A 23,632-nucleotide genomic window follows, 5' to 3' on the forward strand; every position below is an offset into this window, starting at 1 on the left:
GGACCGTCTCTCCGGTGAAGAAGTCGTGGTTCAGCCGCAACTACAAGTTGCAGATGGCGGGCGCGATCATCTCGGCACTGGGCACGTCCGCCGCGCCGGTCGCGATGGCGTTCGCGATCCTCGACACCGGCGGCTCGGGCACCGCCGTCGGCCTGGTGTCCGCGGCGGGCACGGTGCCCGCGGTGCTGTTCTTCGTGATCGGCGGCGTCGTGGCCGACCGCCTGCCGCGGCACCTCGTCATCGTCGCCACGAACGTGGTCAGCACGGTCGCGCAGGGGTTGTTCGCGCTGGTCGTGTTCCTCGATTCGATCAAGCTCTGGGAGCTGGTGGCGTTCTCCGCCGCCAACGGCCTCGCGATGGCGTTCCGCATGCCCGCCACCGAAGGCCTGCTGATGCGCAGCGTCGACCGGGAGCACGCCAGCAAGGCGTTCGCCATCTTCCGGACCGGCCTCAACGGCGCCCAGGTCGCCGGCGCGGCACTCGGCGGTGTGCTGGTGTCCGCCTTCGGCCCGGGCTGGGTGCTGGCGATCGACTCGGCGACGTTCGCCCTGACGTCGTTGCTCGCCTTCGCGATGCAGGCGGAGGGGAAGCTGCGCAAGCGGGAAGGCATGATCACCGAGCTGCGCGAAGGCTGGACGGAGTTCTCCAGCAGGCGCTGGCTGTGGACGGTGACGGTGCAGTTCGGCATCGTCAACGCCCTCGGCGTCGGCGCGTTCACGGTGCTCGGCGCGGTGGCATCGGACCGCCGGCTCGGCGGCGCGAGCGACTGGGGCTTCATCCTGTCGTGCGACGCGGTGGGCATGATCCTGGGCGGCTTGCTGATGGTCCGCCTCCGCCCGCAGCGGCTGCTGGTCTCGGGGGTCTGCGGAGCTCTGCTGCTGGCGTTGCCGCTCGCGGCTTTCGCGGCGGGAGCGCCGCTTCTGGTGATCTGCGCGGCCGCGCTGCTGGGTGGAGTCGGCGTGGAGGTGTTCACGGTCAACTGGATGACCACCCTCCGCCAGGAGATCCCCCACGAGAAGTTCTCCCGCATCGCGGCGTACGAGGCATTGTGTTCGTTCGGGCTGACGCCGCTCGGCGCGGCAGGCGCAGGCCCGGCGGCGGACCATCTGGGGCTCGGCCGGACGCTGTGGTTCGCGAGTGGCGCGATCGTGGTGACCACGGCGATGGTGCTGGCGAGTGCGGACGTGCGGAGGGTGAAGCGCGCGCCGGATGACGGGACGCGCGGGCCTGGGGGGCCGTTCGGTGGGCCTGGGGGACCGGGTGGGCCGGGCGGGCCCGGTGGCCCTGGTGGGCCTGGACCGGGCGGACCTGGCAGGCCTTGACCGGGCGGGGCTGGCAAAGTCTTGCGCAGTCGTGCTGCAGGTGCCGGCTGGGCGTGGCAGCGGGTTCGAACGTCATGAACGAGTCGTTCATGACGCCGGACGTCATGAACGACTCGTTCAGTGCATCGGCGACCCCGCCGCCATCCCTCGATCACCCTGCGAACGACACCCGATGACCTCCCGAGCCGGCCGTGGCCGGTCGGGGTGGCGGCCGCCCGGTGGGGTGGCCGGCGCCGCTCGGTGCCTGACTCCCCCGGGGGTGCCGAGCGGCGCGCGGGACCGTATTCCCGGGCACCACTTACAACCCGGATAGCTTTACTTTCGTCAATCCGGATTGCGTGTAGCCTGAACGCGTGTCGAGCAAAAATCCTCCGTCCGGGGCGCAGCTGGCGGATGCGTTGATGCGCACCACGCACGCATTGCGCCGCTTCGCCGGCCAGCCCTACCAGCAGCGCGGCTGGTCGACCTCGCGGGTGCTGCTGATGCTCGCCGTCGACGAGGCGGGTACTCCGCGGATGGGGGAGCTCAAGGACAGGCTCGGCGTCACCGGCCGCTCGATCACGTCGCTCGTCGACGGTCTGGAAGAGGAGGGACTGCTCAAGCGGGTCGACGATCCGGGCGACCGCCGGTCGATCCGGCTCGAGATCACTGCGAAGGGCCACGAGCACCTCGGGGAGATCAAGGCCCTGCACGACGCGCACGCCGAGGTGACCTTCGGCATCCTCACCGACGCCGAACGCGCCACCCTGCTCGACGTGCTCGACCGGCTGCGCGACCACGTCGCCGGCCGCTTTCCCGAGCCCGAAAAATAAAACCGGCAGAAAATCCGCACCAATCGCCATTCCTGTTGCCTGGCGAAACAAATCATGCTCATGATGACGGCATGGTGGAATCCGTCGAAATCAAGGCCGATCTGTCCGATCCGGAATTCCTGCAGAACCCCTATCCCGCCCTCGCCGCGCTCCGGCGTGACTCCCCGGTCGCACGGGTGAAAACCGCGTTCGGGTTCGACGCGTGGCTGCTCACCGGGTACGACCTCGTCCGGGAGTCGCTCGCCGACCCGCGGCTGGTGCGGAACGTGCCGGGGGAGGTGGACCCGATCCGGCAGGGGACCCCGGGCGGCGTGGCCGGCCGGGACTTCGTGCCGCCCAGCGTTCTCGACACCGTCGACCCGCCGGAACACACGCGGCTGCGCGCGCTCGTCCAGCCTGCCTTCACCAGCCACCGGATCGACGGGCTCGCCGGCCGGATCGAGGCGGTGGTCGCGCCGCTCGTCGAAGAGCTCGGCGGGACGCCGGAATGGGACGTCGTCCCGCGGATCGCCTACCGCCTGCCGCTGGCCGTCATCGGGGACATCCTCGGCACGCCGCGCGGCGACGACGTCGAGCTGGTGCGGATCACCGCCGGCCTGCTCGCCGAGGACACCGACGGCGACAGGTTCCGCGCCCACCGCATCGCGTTGCACTCCTTGCGCGACTACCTCGTCGACCTCATCGCGCAACAGCGACGGCGACCCGGCGAAGACCTGACCAGCAAGCTCGTCGAAGCCGTGCCGGCGACGGACGAGGTCGCCGGGTACGAGCTGGTTTCCCTGCTGGTCAACATCGTCGTGGCCGGCTACCTGACCACGGGGAACGTGATCGGCAGCGGGCTGGCCGCCCTGCTGACCCACCCCGGCCAGCTCGCCCTGCTCCGCGGAAACCGCGGGTACATCCCTTCGGCGGTCGAGGAGTTCGGGCGCATCGAGGCGCCGTTCACCTCCGTGCTGGCCTTCGCCGCGGAAGACCTGGCCTACGGCGAAGCCGCGATCGAACGGGGTGACGCCGTGATCTCGTCGCTGACCGCGGCGAACCGGGACCCCGCGCGGTTCGCCGACCCCGACCGGTTCGACATCACGCGCCCCGACCACGGCCAGCTCGCCTACAGCCGCGGCATCCACCGCTGCCTCGGCAGCCACCTCGCGCGCGTCGAAGTCGCCGTCTTCCTCCGGTTGCTGCTCGACCGCTTCCCGGTGCTGGAACTGGCGTGCGCGCCGGAGGACCTGCGGTGGCGGGCCATCGGCGAGATCCGCGGGCTGCGGGCCGTGCCGGTCCGCACGGCCTGAGCCGGCTACTCCCGGGCGTGGACCGTGGCCGGCCGACCGGTCCAGTTCCGCTCGACGTGACCGAGCGCGGACTGCCGTCCGGCCGGCCCGGCCACGATCCGCCAGCCGGCCGGGACCGGGACGGACGCCGGCCACAGCGCGTGCTCGTCCACGGCGTTCACCAGGACGAAGTAGCTTCCGGCCGCGTCTTCGAACGGGTTGGTTCCCACAGGTTTTCCTTTCCCACCGACAGAAGATGTGCCCGCGGCTACGCGCCGACCAGGCCCTCGTCCTCGACCGCGACGAGGGCATTGGCCCGGCGCACCGCGACGCGGTCGACCTTGCCCGCGGTGCTGACCGGGAACCGGCGCCAGCGCACGAACTTGACCGGCGCGTGCGTCGGCGTCATGTGCCGGGCCACGTGCTCCCGCAGGGCCGCGAAGCCGGGCGGGCCGTCCGCGGCCAGCACCACCCCGGCGTGCAGCTCCTCGACCAGGTCCGCGCGGCGGTGGCCGTACACGCACGCGTCGACGACCCCCGGGTGGCCCACGAGCACCTTTTCGACCTCCGTCGGCGCGACCTTGGTGTCGTGCACCTTGACCACGTCGTGCATCCGGCCGAACAGCCGCAGGTACCCGCCGGCGTCGAAGCTGCCGTAGTCCCCGGTGTGCACCCAGCTGTCGCGCAGCACCGCGTCCGTCAGCTCCGGATCGGCCGCGTAGCCCCGCATGGCGTACGGGCTGCGCACGGTCACCTCGCCGATCTCGCCGGCCGGGACCGCGCGGCCGGTCGCCGGATCGCGGATGACGACGGTGATGTCGGGCCGTGGCCGGCCGACGGTCGTCCGCAGCGCGGGCTCGCGGTGGCCGTCGGCGGTCAGCATGGCGATCGGGCCGGCCTCCGTCGTCCCGTACGCGTAGTGCAGGACGCCGGGGAAGACGGCGAGCGCCTGCTCGACGCGTTCCGGCGACGCCGGGCAGCCGCCGTACAGGAGGCTCCGCAGGGACGAGAGGTCCGCCGAGCGGACGCCGGGGTGGCAGGCGAGCTCGTAGAGCAGCGGCACGCCGATGAACGTGTCGGTGATGCGCCACTTTTCGATGTCGCGCAGGAACGATTCCGGTTCGAACCGCTCTCGCAGCAGCACGCTGCCGCCGGACGCGATCGCCATGTCGGCCAGGACGCCGCCGGTGTGGCTGGCCGCGCTCACCACGAGGAAGTGCTTCGGCTCGTCCGCGCCGGAGAGCACGAGGTCGTTCCACGCGGCGAAGGGCTTGAAGACGCCTTTGGGGCGGCCCGTGCTGCCGCTGGTGTAGATCACCGTGGAGCACTCGGGCACCCGGGGCTCGAAGTCCAGGCGGACGTGGCCGAGCGGCCTGCCGTCCACCGTCACCGTGTCGCGGATCGGCCGGCCCACCCCGCACAGGTGCGGCGCTTCGGTGAGCAGGTCCGCGATCTTCCGGATCCGCTCGGCGTTCGCGTCGTCGAACACCACGAACGACGCGCCGGTCTCCCGGATCATCCGGGCCCGGGCCGCGACCGGCAGCTCGTGCGTCACCGTCCCGTGGTTGGCGCCGCTGATGTGCACGACGGTGGCCCCGAGCAGGTGCGCGGCGTACCGCGCGACGAGCATCCACGGGCTGTTCACCGCGGTCAGGATCGCGACCGTGTCCCCGGGCCCGGCGCCGGCTTCGTGCAACGCCGACGCGACCCGCAGCACCGCGTACCGCAGCTCGTCGGCGGTGAACGTCTCGTCCCGCCAGCGGACGACCGGCCGGTAGCTGTCCGCGGCCAGCGCGCCGAGGATGCGCGCGACGTAGTGCCCGGCGGTCGGCGGCCTAGTGGCTGACATGGCTGTCCCGCTTCCCGTTGGAGGTCTGGAGCCGCGGCCGGTCCGGCCGGCCCGCGACGTAGGTGCCCTGGCCGGTGATCGCGCTCGCGCGGTCGTCGGCCAGGAATTCCGCCACGTGCGCCACCCCCGCCGCGTAGGGCTCGGCGTCGTCGCCTGCCGTGCGCAGCCGCGGGCGGGGGTTGGGGGCGCACGCCAGCGGCGCGACGTAGTTCGCGGTGATGCCGAACGCGGCCAGCTCGACGGCCAGGGTCCTGGTGAACCCGATCAGGCCGGCCAGCACGGTTTGCGCGTCCCGCCACCCGTCGGCCCCGGTTTCCGTGGCCAGTCCGACGTTGATGACCCGGCCCCACTTCCGGCGCGCCATGGGCGTGGTGGTGGCCCGGCTGCAGACGAACAGGGTGCGCAGCCGCCGCCGGACCGTGCCGACGTGGTGCTCGAGGAAGGGCGATCGCTCGGCCCGGACCCCGAGCGGGACGCCGGTGACGAGGACCGCCGGGCTGCCGAGTCCGGACCCGATCGCGCGGATCGCGCGCTCGAACGACGTGGTGTCGGCGCAGTCCGCTTCGAGGGCGAGGCACTGCCGGCCGGTTTCCGACACCTGGCGGGCGGTTTCCCCGAACCCGGTGGGATCGGTGTCGACCAGGGCGACGTCGAAGCCGCCGCGGGCGAGCCGGACCGCGGCCGCCGCGCCGGCGTCGCTCGCGCCCGCGATGACGGCGACCCGGTTCACCGGGTGCCGTCCACCGGCTGCCGAGAATTGCGTCGCATGGCCGTCTTCCCGTCCGATCGCCTGCCGAACCGTGCTTTCCGGTCGAGGCTAGACAAGGCTGCGCGAATCGGGCCATGCGGTTCCGGTGGAAACAATGCGCCGGCCACCGGCAGTTTCCCGGCAGATACCCGGAATCGCCGGCCGGAAATGTCTCCGGCTCGGCATCCTGGACACAGAGGTGTGCGAAAAAAGCGGCTACGCCGATCTGAGGAGTCCACCGTTGCGAGTACTGTTCACCACCCTGTCCGGCGTCGGCCACCTGTTCCCGATGGTGCCGCTGGCCCAGGCGGTGCGGGCGGCCGGGCACACTGTGCTCTTCGCCAGTGACGAAGCTTTCGCGCCGGTCGTCCGGAATGCGGGCCTGCCGGCCACCGCCGTCCTGCCCCCGAGTGACCTGTCGACGTTGCTGAAACCGCCCACCGGCGCGCCCTTCGGCCGGTTCGATCCGCAACGGGCGGCCGAAGGCAGCGGACGCCGGTGCGGCGAGGCGGCCGTCCGGGCGCTGCCCGCGGTCCGGCGGCTCGTCGAGCGGTGGCGGCCGGATCTGGTGGTGTCCGAGCCCATGGAGCTCGCCGGCCCGGCCGCCGCGAGCGAGGCCGGGGTGCCGTGGGTGCGGCACTTCTGGGGGCTGTTCCCGCCCGAGGGCATCCTGCGCTCCGCCGCCGAATCCCTGGCGGCCGCCGGCCTGGCGCCACTGGCCCCGCCGGTGCGGACGATCGACATCTGCCCGGCCGGCCTGCAGTTCCCGGCCACGACGCCGGTGACACCGATGCGGTACGTCCCCCACCAGCCGGCCGACGTCCCCGGCCGGCTTGCCGGTGGCGGGCCTCGGGTGTGCCTCACGCTGGGCACGATGCTGCCGCGGCGCGAACCGGAGGTCGCCCCGCTCTGGCGGCGGCTCCTGGACGGGTTCCTCGACCTCGGCCACGAGGTGGTCATCGCGATCGACCCGAAGGACCGGCCGGTGCTCGGCGACCTGCCCGGCGGCGTGCGCGCGGACTGGGTGCCGCTGGCCGCGCTGCTGCCGACGTGCGCGGCGATCGTCCACCACGGCGGCATGGGCAGCCTCATGACGGCGGTGACGTGCGGCGTGCCCCAGCTGGTTGTCCCGCACTTCGGTGACCAGTTCCGCAACGCGGAGCGGATCACGGAGGTCGGTGCGGGCCTCGGCTTGTCCCGGACCACCGAGGATCCGGCGCAGATCGGCGCCGCCGTGGCCCGCCTGGTGGCCGACGGCGGACTCCGCGAAGTCTCGCGGCGGCTGGCGGCGGAGAACGCGGCCCGGCCGAGCCCGGCCGCCGTCGCCGAAGACGTGACGGCGCTGACCACGGCGTGAGCCCCGGCCGGCGGTGGAGACCTTCACCGCCGGCCCGCCGGAGAGGCCGTTCACCTGGGGGACCGGGACGTACCGATCGAGCACTGTGGACAGATAGCCCGGCCCGAACCCGTAACCGTCCACTTCGGGCAGGAGCCGGCGCAACCGGTCCAGGCTGACCGCGGCCGTGCTCGCCGGCCGGTGCACCACCTGCCGGTCCGCCGTCGTGCCGAGCCGGCGCTCGATGCCGTCGATGATGCGCTCCACCGGGACCGGCACGCCGGAAGCCACGTTCACGACGGTGTCGCGCACCCCCGCGCGCAGCAGGCCGTCGAGCGCCGCGAGGACGTGGCGGACGTCCACCAGGTCCCGGGTCACGCCGCGGCGCACCAGCACCGAGCCGGACCGCACCTGGCTGACCAGCGTCGGCAGCAGCTGGTGTTCGCGCTGGCCGCGGCCGACGAGGTTGCTCAGCCGCAGGGTCAGCCAGCCGGCCCCGCTGGCCGCCAGCACCGCCTCCAGCGCCAGCTTGTGGCGGCCGTACACCGAGGCGGGGAACACCGGGCCCCCCTCGGTGCCCGCGGACCGCTCGCCGTACAGCGCCGGCGACGCCGTCGAGAAGAACACCGCCAGCCGGCCGCGGTTCCGGCAGTCGAGCGCGACGCGGTACACCAGCTCGGCTTCGCGGTCGAACTCGGCCGCCGCGTCGACGATCGTGCTCGACACCCCGGCCGCGATCGCGGTCACGCCCGGGTGCCGGTCGCCGAAGTGCCCGCGCAGGTGCCCGGCCAGGAACCCGCCCCCGATCACCTGCATCGCGGCCGCGGGCTCACGTCAGCGCCCGCAGCGCCGCGACCAGCGTCCGGGCCTGGACGTTGAGGTAGTGGCGGTGCTGCAGCAGCACGGTCAGCTGGCTCGGCGTCAGCCACTGGAACTGGCCGTCCGGGCGGACCGGGAACCCCTCGTCCACCTCGAGGATCACGTACCGGCTGCGGGCGTCGTGGAACCGGCCGCCCTCCTCGGAGAGCTCGACGTCGAACCAGGTTCGCTCCGGTCGCCGGCTGCGCACCAGGTCGACGTAGGGCGGCATGCTGCCGGCGGGCAGGTGCCGGTAGTTCTCCGGGACGCACTGCACCGTGGGCGCCAGCTCGACGACGTCCAGGTAGCCGGGCTCGACCCGCGCGTTGATCAGGGCGTGCAGCACCCCGTCGAAGCGCTTGACCAGCAGCGCGACGATGCCGGTGCCGTGCGGCTCGAGCAACGGCTGCTGCCACGAGGCCACTTCGCGGCAGCCGGCCTGCACGTCCACGGCCACGACGCTGAAGAACCGGCCCGACTCGTGCGCGATCGCGGTGTCCGTGCGGTGCCAGCGCTCGATTTCGCGCAGCGGCACCCGTTCGGTGACCAGCTCGTGCTCGGTGCGCATCCGGGTGATCCAGCTGAGCACCTCGGCCGTGGTGTGCAGGCTCCCGGCGGCGGGGTCGACCACCGCCGGCAGGCACGACAGCACCGTGCGGGCGTCCATGTTGACCACGTTGTCCAGGTGCAGCAGCCGGTGCAGCTGCCCCAGGGTGAGCCAGCGGAAGTCGTCGCCCGCTTCGACCTCGGGGCCGACCGCCACGACCATGTTCCGGTTGCGCTTGCGGTAGAACCAGGCGCCCTGCTCGGACTGCAGGACGTCGGCGATGACGTGCCGCGGATCGGCCGCGGCGAAGTGCTCGAGGTAGGGCACCGCCCGGCCGCCGTGCACCCGGGTGTAGTTGCTGCGGGTGGCCTGGACCGTCGGCGCGAGCTGCACCCCGTTCGGGTTGCCCGGTTCCGCCTTGGCCTGCATCAGGAAGTGCAGCACGCCGCCGATCTCGCGCACGGCGATGCCCAGGATGCCGATCTCCGGCTGGTGGATGATCGGCTGGGACCACTCGCGCACGGGCCCGAAGTCGCTGCGCACCCGCAGCCCCGCCACCGAGAAGAACCGGCCGCTCGTGTGGGCGAGGTCGCCGGTGGCCGGGTCGAAACCCCAGCCGGCCAGCTCGTCGAACGCGATCCGCCGGACCCGCTGGGCGTGGTGCGGCCGCCGGTTCTCCAGCCACGCCAGCACTTCCCGGTGCGTCAGGACGCCGTCGGCCGCCGCGGCGGACTCGGCGACGCGGGCGGGCAGCGAGGCGTCGGTGTGGCGCAGCAGTCCGGTGGACGTGGCTGTCGGCATGCGATCCTCCGTCTACGCCGGCAGGACCGGCAGTTCGGCGAGCCCGCGGAAGGCGGGGATCTCCACCCCGAGCCAGGGCACCTGCTCGGGCGGCACCGCGAGCTGGATCCCCGGGAAGCGGGCGAACAGCGTCGCCAGCGCGATCTGCGCCTCCATCCGGGCCAGCGAGGCGCCGAGGCAGTAGTGCGCCCCGTGGCCGAACCCGAGGTGGCCGCTGTTGTTCCGGCCGAAGTCGACGGTGTCCGGGTCGGGGAAGCGGGCCGGGTCCCGGTTGGCCGCGGCGATCGCGATCTGCACCAGCGCACCCCGGGGGATCACCTGGTCGCCGATGCGCAGCTCCTCGGTGGCGTACCGGAAGGTGGCGTTCTCGGCCGGTCCGTCGAAGCGCAGCAGCTCCTCGACGGCCTGGGGGAGCAGCTCGGGCCGGGCGCGCAGCTCGGCCAGCCGGTCCGGGCGTTGCAGCAGGTGGAAGACCGAGTTGCCGATGAGGTTGCCGGTGGTCTCGTGGCCGGCGAACAGCAGCAGCCAGGCCGACGACACGAGCTCCCGCTCGTCGAGCCGGTCGTCGTCGCGGGCGCTCACCAGCGAGCCGAGCAGGTCGTCGCCGCGTTCGGCGCGCTTGCGGGCGATCAGGTCCACCAGGAACTCGTGCAGCTTGCCTTCGGCTTCCTGCTGGGCGCGGGTGGACTCCTCGTCGAACCCGGTGTGCGCCACCGTCGCCGACCACCGCTGGACGTCCGCCCGGTCCGCTTCCGGCACCCCGAGCAGCTCGCAGATCACCGTGATCGGCAGGGGGAAGCCGAACGCGGCCATCAGGTCGACCGGGACGCCGGGGGCAATGCGGTCCAGCAGCTCGTCGGTGATCGCCTGCACCCGCGGCCGGAGCGCTTCGACCCGGCGCGGGGTGAAGGCGAGGTTGACCAGCCGGCGCAGCCTCGTGTGCTTGGCCCCGTCGGAGTTGATCATGTTGTCGTCGAGGTGCACCGAGCTGTCGCCGAAGATGGCGACGTAGGCCTCCCAGGCGCCGTACATGTCCTTGCTGAGCCGGGGATCGGCGAGCGCGGCACGGGCGTCCTCGTAGCGGGTGACGACGTAGGCCGGGAACCCGTGCGGCGCCGTCACCGGGCAGGCCGCGCCGGACTCGCGCAACCGGGCGTAGGTGGGGTAGGGATCGCGCCGGAAGTCCGCCGTGAACATCTCCGAAACGGGGCTGCTGCCCGCGATGTCCGTCATCCGAGTGCTCCCTTCGCGTCGAACCGGACCGGCAGCTCGTAGACCGAGCGCAGCAGCAACCCCGGCCGCCAGCGCAGCTCGCCCGGGTCGACGGCCAGCCGCAGGCCGGGCAGCCGGCGCACCACGGCCGCGAGGCCGACGGTGCTCACCAGCTGCCCGATCTTCTGGCCGAGGCAGTTGTGCGTGCCGATGCCGAACGCGATGTTGAGCTCGCCCTGCCGGGTGACGTCGAGCCGCTCGGGTTCGGCGTAGTGCCGGGGATCCCGGTGCGCGGAGGTGAGCACCGGGCACACCACGGCGCCCCGGGGGATCACGGTGTCGCCGTACTGCAGGTCCTTCGCGGCGAAGCGGAACGTCGCCGTCTGGGTGCCGCTGTCGTACCGCAGCAGCTCGTTGACGGCGTTGTCCATCAGCTCCGGCCGGGCCCGCAGCAGCTCCAGCTGGTCGGGGTGGGTGAGCAGCGAGTGCAGCGCGGTCCCCAGGAAGGCGGTGACCGAGTCCACTCCGGACAGGACCATGGTGACGACCATGGCCAGCAGCTCCTGCTCGGTCATCTCCTCGCGGTCGCGCGCCCGGACGAGGTCGCTGATCACGTCGTCGCCCAGCTGCTCGCGCCGCAACCGGATCACTTCGAGCACGAGGTCGCGGATCTCGTACTTGATGCGGTCGAAGTCCGCCGAATGGTGCTGGTAGCTCGGGCTGGTCAGGTTGCGGCCGAGCTCGCGCAGCCGCGCCCAGTCGGCGGACGGCAGCACGTGCACGCCGACCAGCTCGCCGATGATCCCGTCGGCCAGCGGCGAGGCGTACCCCTCGATCAGCTCCGCTTCGCCGTCGGCGGCGAACTTGTCGATCAGCTCGTCGGCGAGCCGCTCCGCGGGTTCCTGCCGGGAGCGTGCCTGCCGCGGGGTCATGTTCTTCGCGATCACGCGGCGCAGCCGGGTGTGGTCGGGCGGGTCGAGCATGGACAGGTTGCGGTGGAACGGTTTCAGCTCCGGGTCCATCAGCTGGTGCGCCGCGAGCGAGCCCTCGGTGACCGAGCTGCGGTCCTTGACCAGGTCGGGGTCGATCAGGGCCGTGCGCACGTCGTCGTAGCGCGTGAGGAACCAGAGCCGGTTCAGCCCGCCAGGGTAGAAGCGCTGGGAGACGCCTTCGCTCTCGCGCATGTGCTCGTAGGTGGCGTGCGGGCAGGCCACGAACTCGGGGCTGAAGAGCTCGGGCGCCGCGTCCTGCTGGGTCATCGGCTTTCCTCGTCGGTGAAGGTGACGGGCAGTTCGCGGACGGCGCGCAGCAGGATGCCGGGCCGCCAGTCGAGGGTGTCGGGAAGCGCGGCGAGCGCCAGGCCGGGGAGCCGGCGCAGCACGGTCTCCAGGGTGATCCTGGTCAGCATCCGGCCGAGTTCGGCGCCGAGGCAGTTGTGGATGCCGTGCCCGAGCGCGACGTGGTGGGTGGCGTCCCGGGTGATGTCCAGCCGGTCGGGGTCGGGGAACCGGCCGGGATCGCGGTTGGCCGCGGCCAGTGCCAGCGCGACCACCGCGCCGCGGGGGATCACCGTGCCGCCGAGCTCGACGTCTTCGCTGGTGAACCGGAACGACGCGGTCTGCATGGCGCCGTCGAACCGCAGCAGCTCCTCCACCGCGTTGTCCATCAGCTCCGGCCGGGACCGCAGCAGCTCCAGCTGGTCGGGGGAGAGCAGCAGCGCGAGGAGGGCGTTGCCGAGGAAGGCGGCCGTGGTGTCCATGCCGCCGAGCACGAGGGTGACCACCAGGCCGAAGAGCTGGTCGGGGGTCAGCTCGCCGCGGTCGGTGGCGGCGATCAGGGCGCTGAACACGTCCGGGCCGGGGTTTTCGCGGCGCCGGTCGATGAGGATTTCGACCAGTGCCTTGATCTCGAACTTGATGGCGTCGTAGTCGAGTGTCGTCGCGCTGTTGTCCGGTGTGGTCAGCCGGTTGCCGAGGACCCGCAGCCGGTCCCAGTCGAACCCGGGCCAGTCCTCTTCGGGCCGGGAGCCGAGCATGCCGCCGATGATGTGGTAGCACAGCGGAACGGCGAGATCGCCGATGAGCTCCGCCTTCCCGGCCGGCCGGAACCCGGCGACGAGCTGGTCGGCGTAGGCCGCGGCCTTGTCCGCCATCGCCCGGATCCGGCGCGGGCTGAACTCCTTGGCCACGAGCCTGCGCAGCGTGGTGTGCTCCGGCGGGTCGAGCATGATCAGCGTCCGGTGGAACGCGGCCAGCTCGGGGTTCCCACGGCCCTTGGCCAGCCCGCCCGTCGACACCGACTCGCGGCTCTTGCGGAACCGCGGGTCGCGGAACGCCGCGCGGACGTCTTCGTAGCGGGAGACGAACCACACCTGCATGCGCTCGCCGGCGTACCGCTTGCAGACCACCGGCTCGTTCTCGCGCAGGGCCCGGTACGTGGGGTACGGATTTGCGGTGAATTCTTCGCTGAACAATGCGGGAGCGTCTGTTTTCGGCATGGTCACCTCGAGTGGGCGGACGGGAAAAGAACTCGAACTCGACGACACCGCCGACCTTATTGGCTCGTCACGGGCCGGACACCTGAGAGAACGGCTGCAGTATTCCGGCGGTTTCGGCGTCCCCTTCCGCCTGCCTTCCTTCCGGTGCGCGGGCGGCCGGTCGGACGAACCCGGATGAAACGGACGTACCTGACATTTGTGCCTTGACAACGTGTCAGACGCGTTGATAGACAAACTCATATCTTCCGAACGAGACCCTCCGAGGGTGCGCCTATGGAGACCGAGCGTCGGCTTGCGCCGCCCGATGCCCCCGAGTTGTGCGCCCGCCCTGCGGGGTTGCCCGGTGAACGGGACAGGTCTCCGGTCTCCTCTTCGTGTGCCGCCGGGTTCCGGCTCGCGGCCGGCACCGGGCTCCGGGATCGGTCGCCGACCGCTGCCTGACCCTTCGTCGCGTCGGCTGCGGGGTGCCGGCCAGGGGAATTCCACAACGTCATCTGCGGGCAGGCAGATCGCGGTACGGTGGTACAAGTGAAAACTGGGGGTTGGTAACTGGGGTGAAAATTCAGCTTCAACTGAATTGATCGGATCACGCACTTCGTCGGGTGGCGGTGTGTGTGCCATCGGTGATCGCGGCCGGCGTCGTCCGGAATTGCGCGGTCGCCGATCAACAGTACTCGCGGTTCGTTCGCGCGCGGGTTTCGTGCGCGAGCGGACCGGCGGGGAAAGTCACTGGGGGCTTTGTGTTCGAATCAAGCGAGTCATTCAGGGTTGAATTACGGAGATTGCGCATCAAATCCGGTGTCACGCAGGAAGAACTGGCGGAGGCGTCCGGCATCAGCGTGCGGGCGATCAGCGACCTCGAGCGGGGCCGGACCCGCCGTCCGCAACGCAAGACGGTGGAGCTGCTGGCCAGCGGGATGCGCCTGGACGAGCACGACACCGCGCGGCTGGTCCAGGTCGCCCGGAAGTCCACGTTGCAGGTGGCGCTGCCGCACGCGGTGCCCGGCGTGGTGCCGTGCGGCCACGACGCGGCCCGCTCCGAGCCGGGGGAGCCGGGCCGGATCTGCGAGCTGCCGCCGAGGTTGCCGGGCCTGCACACCACGCTGCCGGAGTACCCGGTGCTCGACGACTTCCTGCAGTCCGTGGCCGCGGCCGAGACGGTGGCGCCGGCCAACGGCAACACCGCGCTGGTCATCGGGTCGCCGTGGGTGGGCAAGACGACGGCCGCGGTGCACGCGGCCTACAAGTGGCGGCACCTGTTCCCGGACGGGCAGCTGTTCATCGACCTCAGCCCCGACGGCCAGCCGGCGATGCTCCCGCTCGACGTCGTGCGGCGGTTGTCCCGGTCGGTCGGCGCGCCGGTCGTGGAGGACGGCGCCGGCCTCGAATCCGCGGCCGCCACGCTGCGCAGCTTCCTGGCCAGCCGCCGGCTCCTCATCGTGCTGGACAAAGTGGTCAGCGAAGCCCAGGTGCGCGCGGTCCTGCCGGGGGTCAGCGCCAGCGCGGTGATCGCGGTGTGCCGCCGCCGGTTCCCCGCGCAGGCGGGCCTGCCGACGGTGGTGGTCGAGCCGCTGTCGGCCGGCCTGTCGGTGGCCCTGCTCGCCGCGGCCCTCGGCGAGCAGCGCGTCCGCGCCGAGTACGACGCGGCGATCGGGCTGGCGACGTTGTGCGGCGGGCTCCCGCTGGCCCTGCAGTGGGTGAGCGGCAAGCTGCTGCGCAATCCACATTGGACACTGCACCGGATGTTCACGGCGCTGATCAACCCGCAGACCCGGAAGGACCTGATCGGCGCCTGCCGCATGGACTTCAGCGGCCGGTTCTACGCCCTGTACGACGAGCTGTCCCCGGACGCCCAGCGCGCGTTGTGCGCCCTGTCGCACATCCACGCCGAGGAGTTCACAGTGGACATGGCCGCGGCCGTCCTCGGCACCTCGGTCGACACCGCCGAGCACATGATCGAGTACCTGATGGAGTGGCAGATCATCGAGGTCCACCACGACGCGGCCCGCCCGGCGGCGTTCCGGATCAACCCGTTCGTGCGGGCGTTCGCGGTGAGCGTGTCGGAGACGAGCGACCCCCTGGCGGACCTGGAGCACGTCCGCCAGCGCGCCACGACGGTGGTGGGCGCCAAGGTGTGAGCCGGAGGCCGTCCGGCACGGCGGCGGCGTGACGCCGTCGTGCCGGACGGTGTCGTGCCGGAGGGCGGGGGCCGTCACCGTTTCCGCGGGGGCCCGGAACCGGCGATCCGGTCCGGCAGCCGTGCGGCCAGGTACTTGATCAGCTCGCTGATCCGCCGCGGCACGTGGGTTTCGTCGGCGCGCAGGGCGTGGATGTCGGCCGGGGGTGTCGGCACGCCGGGCAGGACGCGCACCAGCGCGCCGCTGTCGAGGTGGGCGCGGACCTGCCACTCCGAGCGCATGATCACCCCGTGTCCCTGCAGCGCCCAGCCGGTCACGATGTCGCCGTCGTTGCTCGACAGCCGGCCCCGCACCCGGACCTGGCGCGGGGTGCGGGCGTCTCCGAAGCGCCACAACGCGAAGTCGCCCTCGTTCTCGCGGAGCACGATGCAGTCGTGGTCCGCCAGGTCCTCGATGCGCTCGGGCATCCCTCGCTGGTCCACATAGGACGGAGCCGCGCAGGGCACCCGGCGGTTCTTCGCCAGCCGGCGCATCCGCAGCGAGGAGTCCGGCGGGGTGCCGACGTGGACGGCCAGGTCGAACTCGCGCCGGTGCGGGCGCAGGGGCAGCGCGGACGTGCGGAGCCGGACGTTCAGCCGGGGGTGCCGGGCGGCGAACTCGCCGAGCAGCGGGGCGACGTGCGCGCGGCCGAGGCCGAGGGTGGCCTGGACCACGACGGATCCCCGCAGGTCGCCGGAGCCGTGGCCGACCAGGTCCTCGAGCTCGCGGACCTGGTCGAGGATCGGCTCCAGCCGCGCGGCGAACAGCTCGCCCTCGGCGGTCAGCGCGAGCCGGCGCGTGCCGCGGTGCACCAGTCGCGCGTCGAGCCGGCGTTCCAGCGCGCTGAGGCGCTTGCTGACGGCAGGCAGCGAGCACTGCAGCTCGCGGGCGGCCGCCGTCAGCGTCTCGCTGGCCGCCACGACGTGGAAGAAACGGAGATCGTCGATCATCGGGGTCCTCACCTTTCCCTGGGGGAAAGGATAGGTTGCCCGCCCGGTTCTTGCCGGGACGCTCGCCGCCGATCAGGGTGGGAGCCGCGTGTTCACCGGATCGACAGGAGTGTCTCGTGTCCCAGCGTTACCGCATCGCGGCCATCCTGGGTGACGGCATCGGCCGCGAGGTCGTCCCCGAAGGACTCCGGTGCCTGCGAGCGGCCGCCGAAGCCCACGGGTTCGAGCTCGACGTGGTCGAGCACGACTTCGCCTGCGCCGACCACTGGCTGCGGCACGGCGCAATGCTGCCGCCGGACTGGAAGGACGTGCTCGGCGGCTTCGACGCGATCTTCTTCGGCGCGGTCGGGTGGCCCGAGGTGGTGCCCGACCACGTGTCGCTGTGGGGCAGCCTCCTTCAGTTCCGCCGGGGTTTCGACCAGTACGTCAACCTGCGGCCGGTCCGGCTGCTGCGCGGGGTCCGCAGCCCGCTGCGCGACCACGGCCCCGGGGACATCGACTTCCGCGTCGTGCGCGAGAACACCGAGGGGGAGTACTCGAACGTCGGCGGCCGGATCTTCGAGGGCACCGACCGCGAAACCGTGCTGCAGGAGACCGTGCTGACCCGGATCGGGGTGGACCGGGTGCTGCGCTACGCCTTCGACCTCGCCGCCGGCCGCCCGCGCAAGCACCTGACGTGGGCGACCAAGAGCAACGGCATCTCGATCGCCATGCCGTACTGGGACGAACGCGCGGCGGCCATGGCGAAGCAGTACCCGGACGTCGTCGCGGACAAGGACCACATCGACATCCTGGCGGCCAAGTTCGTCCTGCGGCCCGGCCAGTACGACGTCGTCGTCGCGAGCAACCTCTTCGGCGACATCCTGTCCGACCTCGGCCCGGCCTGCGCCGGGACGATCGGGATCGCGCCGAGCGCCAACATCAACCCGGACCGCACCTGGCCGAGCCTGTTCGAGCCGGTCCACGGGTCGGCCCCGGACATCGCCGGCCGCGGGATCGCGAACCCGGTCGGGCAGATCTGGAGCGGCGCCATGATGCTCGAGCACCTGGGGGAGCCCGCCGCGGCCGCGGCGGTCCTGGCCGCGATCGAGCGCGTGCTCGCCGACCGGCCGGAGGTGCTCACCCCGGACCTCGGCGGCCCCGGCACGACCGAGGGACTGGGCACGGCGATCGCCGCCGAGATCGCCTGGGCCGGACGCCAGGAGGATCAACCCGTCCAGGTCTGCCGCGGCTTGTCGTGAGTGGTAAGGAGGGTTCTAACCGGCTGTTGAGTTTCAGGACATGTCGGACAGTTGATGTCTCAGGACCTCTGCCGCGAACACGGCATGTCCCGGGACACCTTCTCCCGGTATGTGACCCGGTTCCGGACCGAGGGCATTGACGGGTTCATCCGCCGCAGCACCGCCCCGCCTGCTCCATCATGGGGGACACGGTCGCCCGCCAGCTCACGCTAGACCGGTCGCTACCTCACCAACCACACACTGTCCGCGAGGTCCTGCGACAGCACAGAGGGTTCTAACCCTCTTTCCCACTCACGACCGCGGTGCCGGGCGGGGCGGTGGGGGCGGCGAGCAGATCACCCAGCCCGCCGCGGGCGTCCTCGATGACGAGTGCCTCGGCCGCGGCCGAGTCGCCCGCCCGCAGGGCCCGGACGAGCGCGCGGTGGCTCCCGTAGCGGTCGAGGCCGAACTGGTCGTTCCCGGCGATGCGTTCGATCAGCCTGGCCCGCCGTTCCGGCCCCGAGAACACCCGCGTCTGGCCGAGCAGGCGCACCAGGACCGGGTTGTGGGCGCACGCCTCGACGACCTCGTTGAAGCGCTGCATGGCGTCGAGCAGCCGGTCCAGGTGCCGGGTCACGTCCTGCCCGGCCTGCTGCCGTTGCCGGACGAGGATCAGCAGGTCGTCGGCTTCGTCGAGGACGGCGTCGAGGTGGTCCAGCTGGGCCGGGGACGCGTGCCGCGCGGCGAAGCGGGCCACCATGCCCCGCAGGGCCACCTCCACCTCGGCCAGATCCTGGATCGCGGCGTCGCCGACGGCCGTCACCTGGACCGTCCGCGGTCCGGTGCGTTCGAGGAGGCCGTCCTGCTCGAGGCGCCGGATGGCCTCCCGCACCGGGGTCGGGCTCACCGACAGCCGCTCGGCGAGCCCGCGTTCGGTGACCTTCTGCCCCGGCCGCAGCTCGCCGGTCGTGACCGCGTCGCGGATGGCGCGGTACGCGCGGTCGGCCAGCGTGTCGGCCGTCAGGCCCTTCAACGTCTCACTCGCCATACCGCCACCCTATCTGCCACAGCAACGCCAGTAAGAAACTATTGACGTTCTTGCTATAGCAAAAGTACGGTCTCGGACATGACCACGACGTCGAGCACGCGCCGCGTACGGACCGGGCGGATCACGATCTTCGTCGCGCTGGCGGTCTTCGCGCAGGAGTCGACGTGGAACCTCTACGACTCGCAGGTGCCGCCGTTGCTCCGCGAGCACCTCGGCAGTGCCGCGCTGATCGGTCTCCTGATGGGGATGGACAACGTGCTCGGCATCTTCATCCAGCCGTGGATGGGCAACCGCTCCGACCGCACCCGCACCTCGTGGGGGCGGCGCATCCCGTACCTCGTCGCCGGGATGCCCGTGGCGGCGCTGCTGTTCCTCCTCATCCCGCACGCCGCGGCGTCGCTGCCGCTGCTGATCGCGACGATGTTCGGCTACGCGCTGGTCGCGAACTCCTTCAAGCCGATCGCCGAGTCCCTGCTCCCGGACTTCGTCCCGCCCGAGCGGCGCAGCCGCGCGAACGCGGTCGTCAAGATCGCGGCGAGTCTCACGGTGATGGTCGCGGCCCTGATCAGCATCTTCCTGATCGACGCGTATCCGAAGCTGTCGTTCGCGATCCCCGCGGCGCTGATGGTGGTGTCCCTGGCCGTGCTGGCCGCGAACGTGCGGGACAGCCGGTCGCCCGCCTACCGGAGCGCCGTCGCCGAGGAACGCGAACAGGCGGCACCCGCCGCACGGGTGCGGGACACCGTGCTCGACATCGTCCGGGACCGCGATCGCAGCCGGCTGCTGCTCATCGTGTCGATCTTCCTCTTCGGCGGCGCCTGGGCCGCCTCGCGGGCACTCAGCACGCCGTACGGCATGGAGGTGCTGGGCATGTCCCGCGGCGAAGCGGGCGGCCTCACGCTGCCCAGCGGGGTGGCCTTCATCGTGGCCGCCTACCCGGTCGCCAGGCTCGCCGAACGCTTCGGCAGGCTGCGGGTGATGACCGCCGGGATGACGGTGTTCGCGGCAGGCATGGTGCTCGGCACCGTGATCCGGAACCCCGCCGGTGTCGTCACCGGTCTCTGCGTGGCGACCGCGGGGGCCTCGGCGTTCCTCGTCAACGCGGTCGTCGTGCTGTGGAACCTCGCCCCGTCCACCCGCGTGGTCGGGACCTACACCGGGCTCTACACCGTGGGCTGGGTGGGTGGCGGCTTCCTCGGCCCGGCGCTGATCGGCGGCCTGGTCGACCTGACCGGCTGGGGCCTGCTGCTGCTCCACGTCGCGGCCGTCGCGCTCCTCGCCGTGCTGGCGGTCGCGCGGGTCGGCGCCCTGCAGCGCCGCTGCGCCACCGGTCGTGCGCTGTGACGGCGCGCGTGCTGATCACCACGGACTACCTCCGTCCCGGCGACGAGGCCGATCGGTTCCTGCGCGGACGCGGCCTGGAAACCCGGCACCTGCCCATGGCGGGCCGGCGCGATCCCGGCGAACTCGCCGCCGCGCTCGCCGGCATCGACGCGGCGCTGGTGGCCAACGAACCGCTGACGGGAGACGTCCTCGCCCGCGCACCGCGGCTGCGCGTCCTCGTGCGGACCGGGGTGGGCTACGACTCCATCGACGTCACCGCCGCGGCCCGGCTGGGGATCACGGTGAGCAACCTGCCCGGGATCAACGCCAACGCCGTGGCCGAGTACACCCTCGGCCTGCTGCTCGCCGGAGCACGGCGGCTCGTGCAGTCCGCTTCCGGGGTGGCGAACGGGGGATGGCCGCGCGAGGACGGACACGAACTGCGCGGTGCGACCCTCGGCCTCGTCGGCTTCGGTGCCTCGGCGCGGGCGGTGGTCCCGCTGGCGCGCGCCTTCGGCATGGCCGTGGTGTGCACGACGAACGTCCCGGCGGAACTGCGGGATCCCGGTGTCCGGTGCCTCGGGCTCGGCGAGCTGCTGTCCATTTCGGACTACGTCTCGGTGCACACCGCGCTGACCGAACGGACCCGGGGGCTCCTCGGCGCCGCGGCGTTCGAGCGGATGAAGCGGACGGCACTGCTGGTCAACACCGCGCGCGGCGCCATCGTCGACGAAGCCGCGCTCGCGGCGGCCGTCCGGGCCGGGGAGATCGCGGGCGCCGCGCTCGACGTCGCGGCCGAGGAGCCGCTTCCGCCCGGCAGTCCGCTGCGCGGGGTGGCCGGGATCGTCGTCTATTCCCACCTGGCCGGGCAGACGGCCGAAGCCCGCCGGGCCGCGGGCCTGCGCGGTGCGGAGGAACTGGTCGCGGCCCTCGCGGGGCGGGGCCGGTTCGTGGTGAACGGAGAGAAATGAGGACCATGGAGACAGTGCGCGTCCTGGCGCCGAGCGGCATGCTCGGCGCCGGCTGGGACCACGCGACGGTCGAGCGCGGCATCGCCCTGGGCGCCGACGTCATCAGCATCGACGGCGGGTCCACCGACTCCGGCCCCTACTACCTCGGCGCCGCGACGGCCAAGACGACGGCCAAGGCGGTCGCGCGCGACCTGCGCAGCCTGTTCACGGCCGCCGCGGGGGCGGGGATCCCGGTGATCGTGGGTTCCTGCGGCACGAGCGGGACCGACCGCGGCGTCGACTGGGTCGCCGGGATCGCCGCCGACGTGCTGGCCGAGGAGGGCCTGTACCTGAAGGTCGCGCGGATCTACAGCGAGCAGGACGCCACCGGCCTCAAGGAGTGCCTGGACCGCATCCACCCGTTGCCGCCCTCGGGAGAGCTCGACGCCGAGACCCTCGAAAGCTGCACGCACATCGTCGGGGCGATGGGCCACGAGCCGATCGTCGAAGCGCTGCGCGCGGGCGCCCAGGTCGTGCTCGCCGGCCGCGCGACCGACACGGCGGTGGCGGCCGCCTACCCGCTGATGATGGGCATGCCGCCCGGACCCACGTGGCACGCGGCGAAGATCATCGAGTGCGGTGGCCAGTGCACGAGCAACCCGCGGGCGGGCGGCGTCCTCGCCACCATCGACGCCGGCGGCTTCACCATCGAGCCGCTCGACCCGACGGTGGCGTGCACGCCGATCTCGGTGGCCGCCCACATGCTCTACGAGACCGCGGACCCGTTCGAAATGCGCGAGCCCGCGGGCACCCTCGACGTCCGGGACGCGCGGTACACCGCCGTCGACGACCGGATCGTCCGCGTCGAGGGATCGCGGTTCCACCTCGCCGGCCAGTACACGGTCAAGCTCGAAGGCGCCCGGATCACCGGCTACGAAACCGTGTCCTTCTCGGCGATCCGGGACCCGCTCATCCTCGCGGACGTCGGCGCCTGGGCGAACCTGATGCGCACGATGATCACGCAGCGGGTGCGCCAGACGCTGGAGCTGGCGGACGACGAGTACGCCTTCGACCTCCGTCTCTACGGCCACAACGCGGTGCTGGACGACCTCGAGCCCGAGAGCGGGCCGCCGCGCGAGGTGGGCGTGATGCTGCTCGTGAACGCCCCGGACCAGGCGACGGCCACGGCGGTCGCCAAGGTCGCCAACCCGCTGATGCTGCACCTGCCGGCGCCGGGGATGGACTACCTGCCGAGCCTCGCGTTCCCGTTCTCGCCCGCGGAGATCGAGCGCGGCGCGGCGTACGAGTTCGTGCTGAACCACGTGGTCGACTGCGCCGATCCCGCCGAGCTGTTCCGGACCGAGCTGGGGGAGAAAACCCATGCCTGAGCGCACTCTCGCGGATCTCGCCCACGAGGTCCGCGCCAAGAACGCCGGCCCGTTCTGGGTCACCATGGAGCTGTTCATGCGGGACGCCGAGGGCTACCGGATCGCCGCGGACCTGGTGGACGAGCGGGTGATCGCCCGGCTCTACCGCGTCGAGGAGAGCACCGTCCGGCTGTTCCGGATCCCCGCGCTCAACGTCGTGAAGATCTCCTTCCCGCGCCCGGTGAGCCAGGGCTCGCTCCGGGACCGCGACGTCCACGCGGGACAGCACCACGTCCCGCTCGCCCGCATGCCGGTCGAGCGCTCGTGATCCGGGTCGCGGACCTGCCCGCCACCCACCCCGGCCGCCGGTTGCTGACCAAACGCTCGCCGTTCTTCGCCGCCCCGGGCGAGCCGCGGTGCAGCTACTGCGTCTACGTGCCCACGAGCTGGACCCCGGACGCCGAGCTGCCGGTCCTGGTGGCCGTGCACGGCACCGGCCGCAGCGTCGGCGAGCTGCGCGAGGGGTTCATCCCCTTCGCGGAACGCCACCGCCTGATCGTGGTGGTCCCGCTGTTCCCGGTCGGCATCGACGATCCCGACGACGTGGACGGCTACAAGCACCTCGACGCCCACGGCATCCGGTTCGACCTGGTGCTGCTGGACATCCTGGAGCAGGTGCGGTTCCGGTGGAACGCGCGCGTCGGCACCGTGCTGCTGTGCGGGCACTCCGGCGGGGGCCAGTTCGCCCACCGCTTCCTGTACCTCCACCCCGGCCGGGTCGCCGCCGTCGCGGTCGGCGCGCCCGGCGGCGTGACCCTGCTCGACGACTCGCTCGCCTGGCCGGCGGGCACCGGCGACACCCCGCGGCGGTTCGGGAGCACCGTGGACCCCGGCGCGGTCGCCCGGGTGCCGGTGCTGCTCGTCATCGGCGGCGACGACGACGGGCGGGCCGACCTGGCCGCCATGGGCGACCACGGCCACAGCCGGCCGGAACAGCTCGACCGGCTCTCCGAAAGCCTGAGCCGCCACGGCACGCCCGTGACGAAGGTCGTGGTCCCCGGCGTGGGCCACAGCGCCGCGGGAACCCGACCGCCGGTCACCGGCTTCTTCGCCCGGTTCCTGTCCGAATAGGACCCCTCGGGAAAGGCGGGTCCTTGATCGGAAACGACTCTGGCCGGCGGCGGCTCCGGGTGGCGCTCGCCGCGGCACCCGTGGTCCTGCCCGGGACCGCCTCCTCCCCGATCGCCGTCCCCCAGCGCTGGAACCGCGCGCTCGTCGTGCACGCGCACGCCTGGGCCGCGATCGACGGCGTGGGCATCGCGCCCTGATCCGGTGGCGAGGCCC

Annotated in this window: 22 protein-coding genes and 1 pseudogene; 13 read left to right on the plus strand and 10 right to left on the minus strand. The window is 72.3% G+C overall.

Features of this window, described 5'->3' with window-relative positions; all coding sequences use genetic code 11:
- Nucleotides 1-14 precede the first annotated feature (14 nt).
- From BLW76_RS21730 to BLW76_RS21740, 3 genes are all read left to right on the plus strand, one after another.
- On the plus strand, nt 15-1,322 hold the full coding sequence (locus BLW76_RS21730; RefSeq protein ID WP_244170259.1) for an MFS transporter: 1,308 nt from the start codon (nt 15-17) through the stop codon (nt 1,320-1,322).
- 401 nt (nt 1,323-1,723) lie between these two features.
- Nucleotides 1,724-2,134, plus strand: a complete 411-nt coding sequence (locus BLW76_RS21735; RefSeq protein ID WP_091310259.1) for a MarR family winged helix-turn-helix transcriptional regulator — start codon at nt 1,724-1,726, stop codon at nt 2,132-2,134.
- Between the two features lie 71 nt (nt 2,135-2,205).
- Nucleotides 2,206-3,426: a cytochrome P450 gene (locus tag BLW76_RS21740; protein ID WP_091310262.1), complete on the plus strand. Its 1,221-nt coding sequence runs from the start codon at nt 2,206-2,208 to the stop codon at nt 3,424-3,426.
- Between the two features lie 5 nt (nt 3,427-3,431).
- On the opposite strand, the gene BLW76_RS21745 is transcribed toward BLW76_RS21740, so the two are convergent.
- From BLW76_RS21745 to BLW76_RS21755, 3 genes are read right to left on the minus strand one after another with little or no spacing between them, the layout of a single operon-like run.
- On the minus strand, nt 3,432-3,635 hold the full coding sequence (locus BLW76_RS21745) for an MbtH family protein (RefSeq protein ID WP_091310263.1): 204 nt from the start codon (nt 3,633-3,635) through the stop codon (nt 3,432-3,434).
- Nucleotides 3,636-3,673: 38 nt separating this feature from the next.
- Nucleotides 3,674-5,254 (minus strand): class I adenylate-forming enzyme family protein, encoded by a 1,581-nt coding sequence (locus BLW76_RS21750; protein WP_091310266.1) that lies wholly within the window; start codon nt 5,252-5,254, stop codon nt 3,674-3,676.
- Nucleotides 5,241-5,984, minus strand: a complete 744-nt coding sequence (locus BLW76_RS21755; protein ID WP_167384676.1) for an SDR family oxidoreductase — start codon at nt 5,982-5,984, stop codon at nt 5,241-5,243. Before BLW76_RS21755 ends, BLW76_RS21750 begins: the two co-directional genes overlap by 14 nt.
- Before the next feature lie 259 nt (nt 5,985-6,243).
- On the opposite strand from BLW76_RS21755, the gene BLW76_RS21760 reads away from it, so the two are divergent.
- A complete protein-coding gene (locus tag BLW76_RS21760) occupies nt 6,244-7,359 on the plus strand; it encodes a glycosyltransferase (RefSeq protein WP_167384677.1) in 1,116 nt (371 codons plus the stop codon).
- Nucleotides 7,360-7,635: 276 nt separating this feature from the next.
- Here the strand turns inward: BLW76_RS21760 and BLW76_RS50790 are convergent.
- From BLW76_RS50790 to BLW76_RS21785, 5 genes and pseudogenes are all read right to left on the minus strand, one after another.
- Nucleotides 7,636-8,154, minus strand: a pseudogene (locus BLW76_RS50790) (NAD-dependent epimerase/dehydratase family protein); the annotation flags it as partial.
- Between the two features lie 13 nt (nt 8,155-8,167).
- Entirely contained in the window at nt 8,168-9,544 is a 1,377-nt protein-coding gene (locus tag BLW76_RS21770) for an NDP-hexose 2,3-dehydratase family protein (protein ID WP_091310273.1), read from the minus strand.
- 12 nt (nt 9,545-9,556) lie between these two features.
- Nucleotides 9,557-10,777: a cytochrome P450 family protein gene (locus tag BLW76_RS21775; RefSeq protein ID WP_091310275.1), complete on the minus strand. Its 1,221-nt coding sequence runs from the start codon at nt 10,775-10,777 to the stop codon at nt 9,557-9,559.
- On the minus strand, nt 10,774-12,015 hold the full coding sequence (locus BLW76_RS21780; RefSeq protein WP_091310277.1) for a cytochrome P450: 1,242 nt from the start codon (nt 12,013-12,015) through the stop codon (nt 10,774-10,776). The genes BLW76_RS21775 and BLW76_RS21780 overlap by 4 nt, the downstream gene beginning before the upstream one ends.
- Complete coding sequence (locus BLW76_RS21785; RefSeq protein ID WP_167384678.1) at nt 12,012-13,229, minus strand: cytochrome P450; 1,218 nt, start codon at nt 13,227-13,229, stop codon at nt 12,012-12,014. The genes BLW76_RS21780 and BLW76_RS21785 overlap by 4 nt, the downstream gene beginning before the upstream one ends.
- Nucleotides 13,230-13,993: 764 nt before the next feature.
- On the opposite strand from BLW76_RS21785, the gene BLW76_RS21790 reads away from it, so the two are divergent.
- Entirely contained in the window at nt 13,994-15,391 is a 1,398-nt protein-coding gene (locus BLW76_RS21790; RefSeq protein WP_279627736.1) for a helix-turn-helix domain-containing protein, read from the plus strand.
- Between the two features lie 74 nt (nt 15,392-15,465).
- Here the strand turns inward: BLW76_RS21790 and BLW76_RS21795 are convergent, their stop codons facing one another.
- On the minus strand, nt 15,466-16,380 hold the full coding sequence (locus BLW76_RS21795) for a LysR family transcriptional regulator (RefSeq protein WP_091310284.1): 915 nt from the start codon (nt 16,378-16,380) through the stop codon (nt 15,466-15,468).
- 116 nt (nt 16,381-16,496) lie between these two features.
- Between BLW76_RS21795 and BLW76_RS21800 the strand changes: the two genes are divergently transcribed.
- Both BLW76_RS21800 and BLW76_RS21805 read left to right on the plus strand, forming a co-directional pair.
- Complete coding sequence (locus BLW76_RS21800) at nt 16,497-17,621, plus strand: tartrate dehydrogenase (RefSeq protein ID WP_091310286.1); 1,125 nt, start codon at nt 16,497-16,499, stop codon at nt 17,619-17,621.
- A 54-nt stretch (nt 17,622-17,675) separates the two neighbouring features.
- Entirely contained in the window at nt 17,676-17,834 is a 159-nt protein-coding gene (locus tag BLW76_RS21805) for a helix-turn-helix domain-containing protein (RefSeq protein WP_143060660.1), read from the plus strand.
- Between the two features lie 61 nt (nt 17,835-17,895).
- Here BLW76_RS21805 and BLW76_RS21810 read toward each other — a convergent pair whose 3' ends face one another.
- Nucleotides 17,896-18,648: a GntR family transcriptional regulator gene (locus tag BLW76_RS21810; RefSeq protein WP_091310291.1), complete on the minus strand. Its 753-nt coding sequence runs from the start codon at nt 18,646-18,648 to the stop codon at nt 17,896-17,898.
- A 78-nt stretch (nt 18,649-18,726) separates the two neighbouring features.
- Between BLW76_RS21810 and BLW76_RS21815 the strand changes: the two genes are divergently transcribed.
- The 6 genes from BLW76_RS21815 to BLW76_RS48650 are packed head-to-tail and all read left to right on the plus strand — an operon-like array spanning nt 18,727 to nt 23,616.
- A complete protein-coding gene (locus BLW76_RS21815; RefSeq protein ID WP_091310293.1) occupies nt 18,727-19,992 on the plus strand; it encodes an MFS transporter in 1,266 nt (421 codons plus the stop codon).
- 8 nt (nt 19,993-20,000) lie between these two features.
- Nucleotides 20,001-20,942 carry an NAD(P)-dependent oxidoreductase gene (locus tag BLW76_RS21820; RefSeq protein ID WP_244170260.1) on the plus strand — a complete coding sequence of 314 codons (942 nt, stop codon included), beginning with the start codon at nt 20,001-20,003 and terminating at the stop codon, nt 20,940-20,942.
- A gap of 5 nt (nt 20,943-20,947) precedes the next feature.
- Nucleotides 20,948-22,309 carry an acyclic terpene utilization AtuA family protein gene (locus BLW76_RS21825; protein WP_091310297.1) on the plus strand — a complete coding sequence of 454 codons (1,362 nt, stop codon included), beginning with the start codon at nt 20,948-20,950 and terminating at the stop codon, nt 22,307-22,309.
- Nucleotides 22,302-22,616 carry a DUF4387 domain-containing protein gene (locus BLW76_RS21830; protein WP_091310299.1) on the plus strand — a complete coding sequence of 105 codons (315 nt, stop codon included), beginning with the start codon at nt 22,302-22,304 and terminating at the stop codon, nt 22,614-22,616. The genes BLW76_RS21825 and BLW76_RS21830 overlap by 8 nt, the downstream gene beginning before the upstream one ends.
- On the plus strand, nt 22,613-23,419 hold the full coding sequence (locus tag BLW76_RS21835) for an alpha/beta hydrolase family protein (protein WP_091310301.1): 807 nt from the start codon (nt 22,613-22,615) through the stop codon (nt 23,417-23,419). The genes BLW76_RS21830 and BLW76_RS21835 overlap by 4 nt, the downstream gene beginning before the upstream one ends.
- Before the next feature lie 23 nt (nt 23,420-23,442).
- The gene (locus tag BLW76_RS48650) at nt 23,443-23,616 is read left to right on the plus strand and encodes a hypothetical protein (protein WP_167384680.1); all 174 of its coding nucleotides are present in this window, start codon (nt 23,443-23,445) and stop codon (nt 23,614-23,616) included.
- Nucleotides 23,617-23,632: the final 16 nt, after the last annotated feature.

The organism is Amycolatopsis tolypomycina, from assembly GCF_900105945.1.
Classification (GTDB): domain Bacteria; phylum Actinomycetota; class Actinomycetes; order Mycobacteriales; family Pseudonocardiaceae; genus Amycolatopsis; species Amycolatopsis tolypomycina.

Bases quoted from the DNA above. Each gene is read 5' to 3' on its own strand.
- BLW76_RS21830 (WP_091310299.1), top strand. From the start codon at position 22,302: ATGCCTGAGCGCACTCTCGCGGATCTCGCCCACGAGGTCCGCGCCAAG.
- BLW76_RS21825 (WP_091310297.1), top strand. From the start codon at position 20,948: ATGGAGACAGTGCGCGTCCTGGCGCCGAGCGGCATGCTCGGCGCCGGC.
- BLW76_RS21780 (WP_091310277.1), bottom strand. From the start codon at position 12,015: ATGACCCAGCAGGACGCGGCGCCCGAGCTCTTCAGCCCCGAGTTCGTG.
- BLW76_RS21815 (WP_091310293.1), top strand. From the start codon at position 18,727: ATGACCACGACGTCGAGCACGCGCCGCGTACGGACCGGGCGGATCACG.
- BLW76_RS21805 (WP_143060660.1), top strand. From the start codon at position 17,676: ATGTCTCAGGACCTCTGCCGCGAACACGGCATGTCCCGGGACACCTTC.
- BLW76_RS21750 (WP_091310266.1), bottom strand. From the start codon at position 5,254: ATGTCAGCCACTAGGCCGCCGACCGCCGGGCACTACGTCGCGCGCATC.
- BLW76_RS21735 (WP_091310259.1), top strand. From the start codon at position 1,724: ATGCGCACCACGCACGCATTGCGCCGCTTCGCCGGCCAGCCCTACCAG.
- BLW76_RS21740 (WP_091310262.1), top strand. From the start codon at position 2,206: ATGGTGGAATCCGTCGAAATCAAGGCCGATCTGTCCGATCCGGAATTC.
- BLW76_RS21810 (WP_091310291.1), bottom strand. From the start codon at position 18,648: ATGGCGAGTGAGACGTTGAAGGGCCTGACGGCCGACACGCTGGCCGAC.
- BLW76_RS21775 (WP_091310275.1), bottom strand. From the start codon at position 10,777: ATGACGGACATCGCGGGCAGCAGCCCCGTTTCGGAGATGTTCACGGCG.
- BLW76_RS21770 (WP_091310273.1), bottom strand. From the start codon at position 9,544: ATGCCGACAGCCACGTCCACCGGACTGCTGCGCCACACCGACGCCTCG.
- BLW76_RS21795 (WP_091310284.1), bottom strand. From the start codon at position 16,380: ATGATCGACGATCTCCGTTTCTTCCACGTCGTGGCGGCCAGCGAGACG.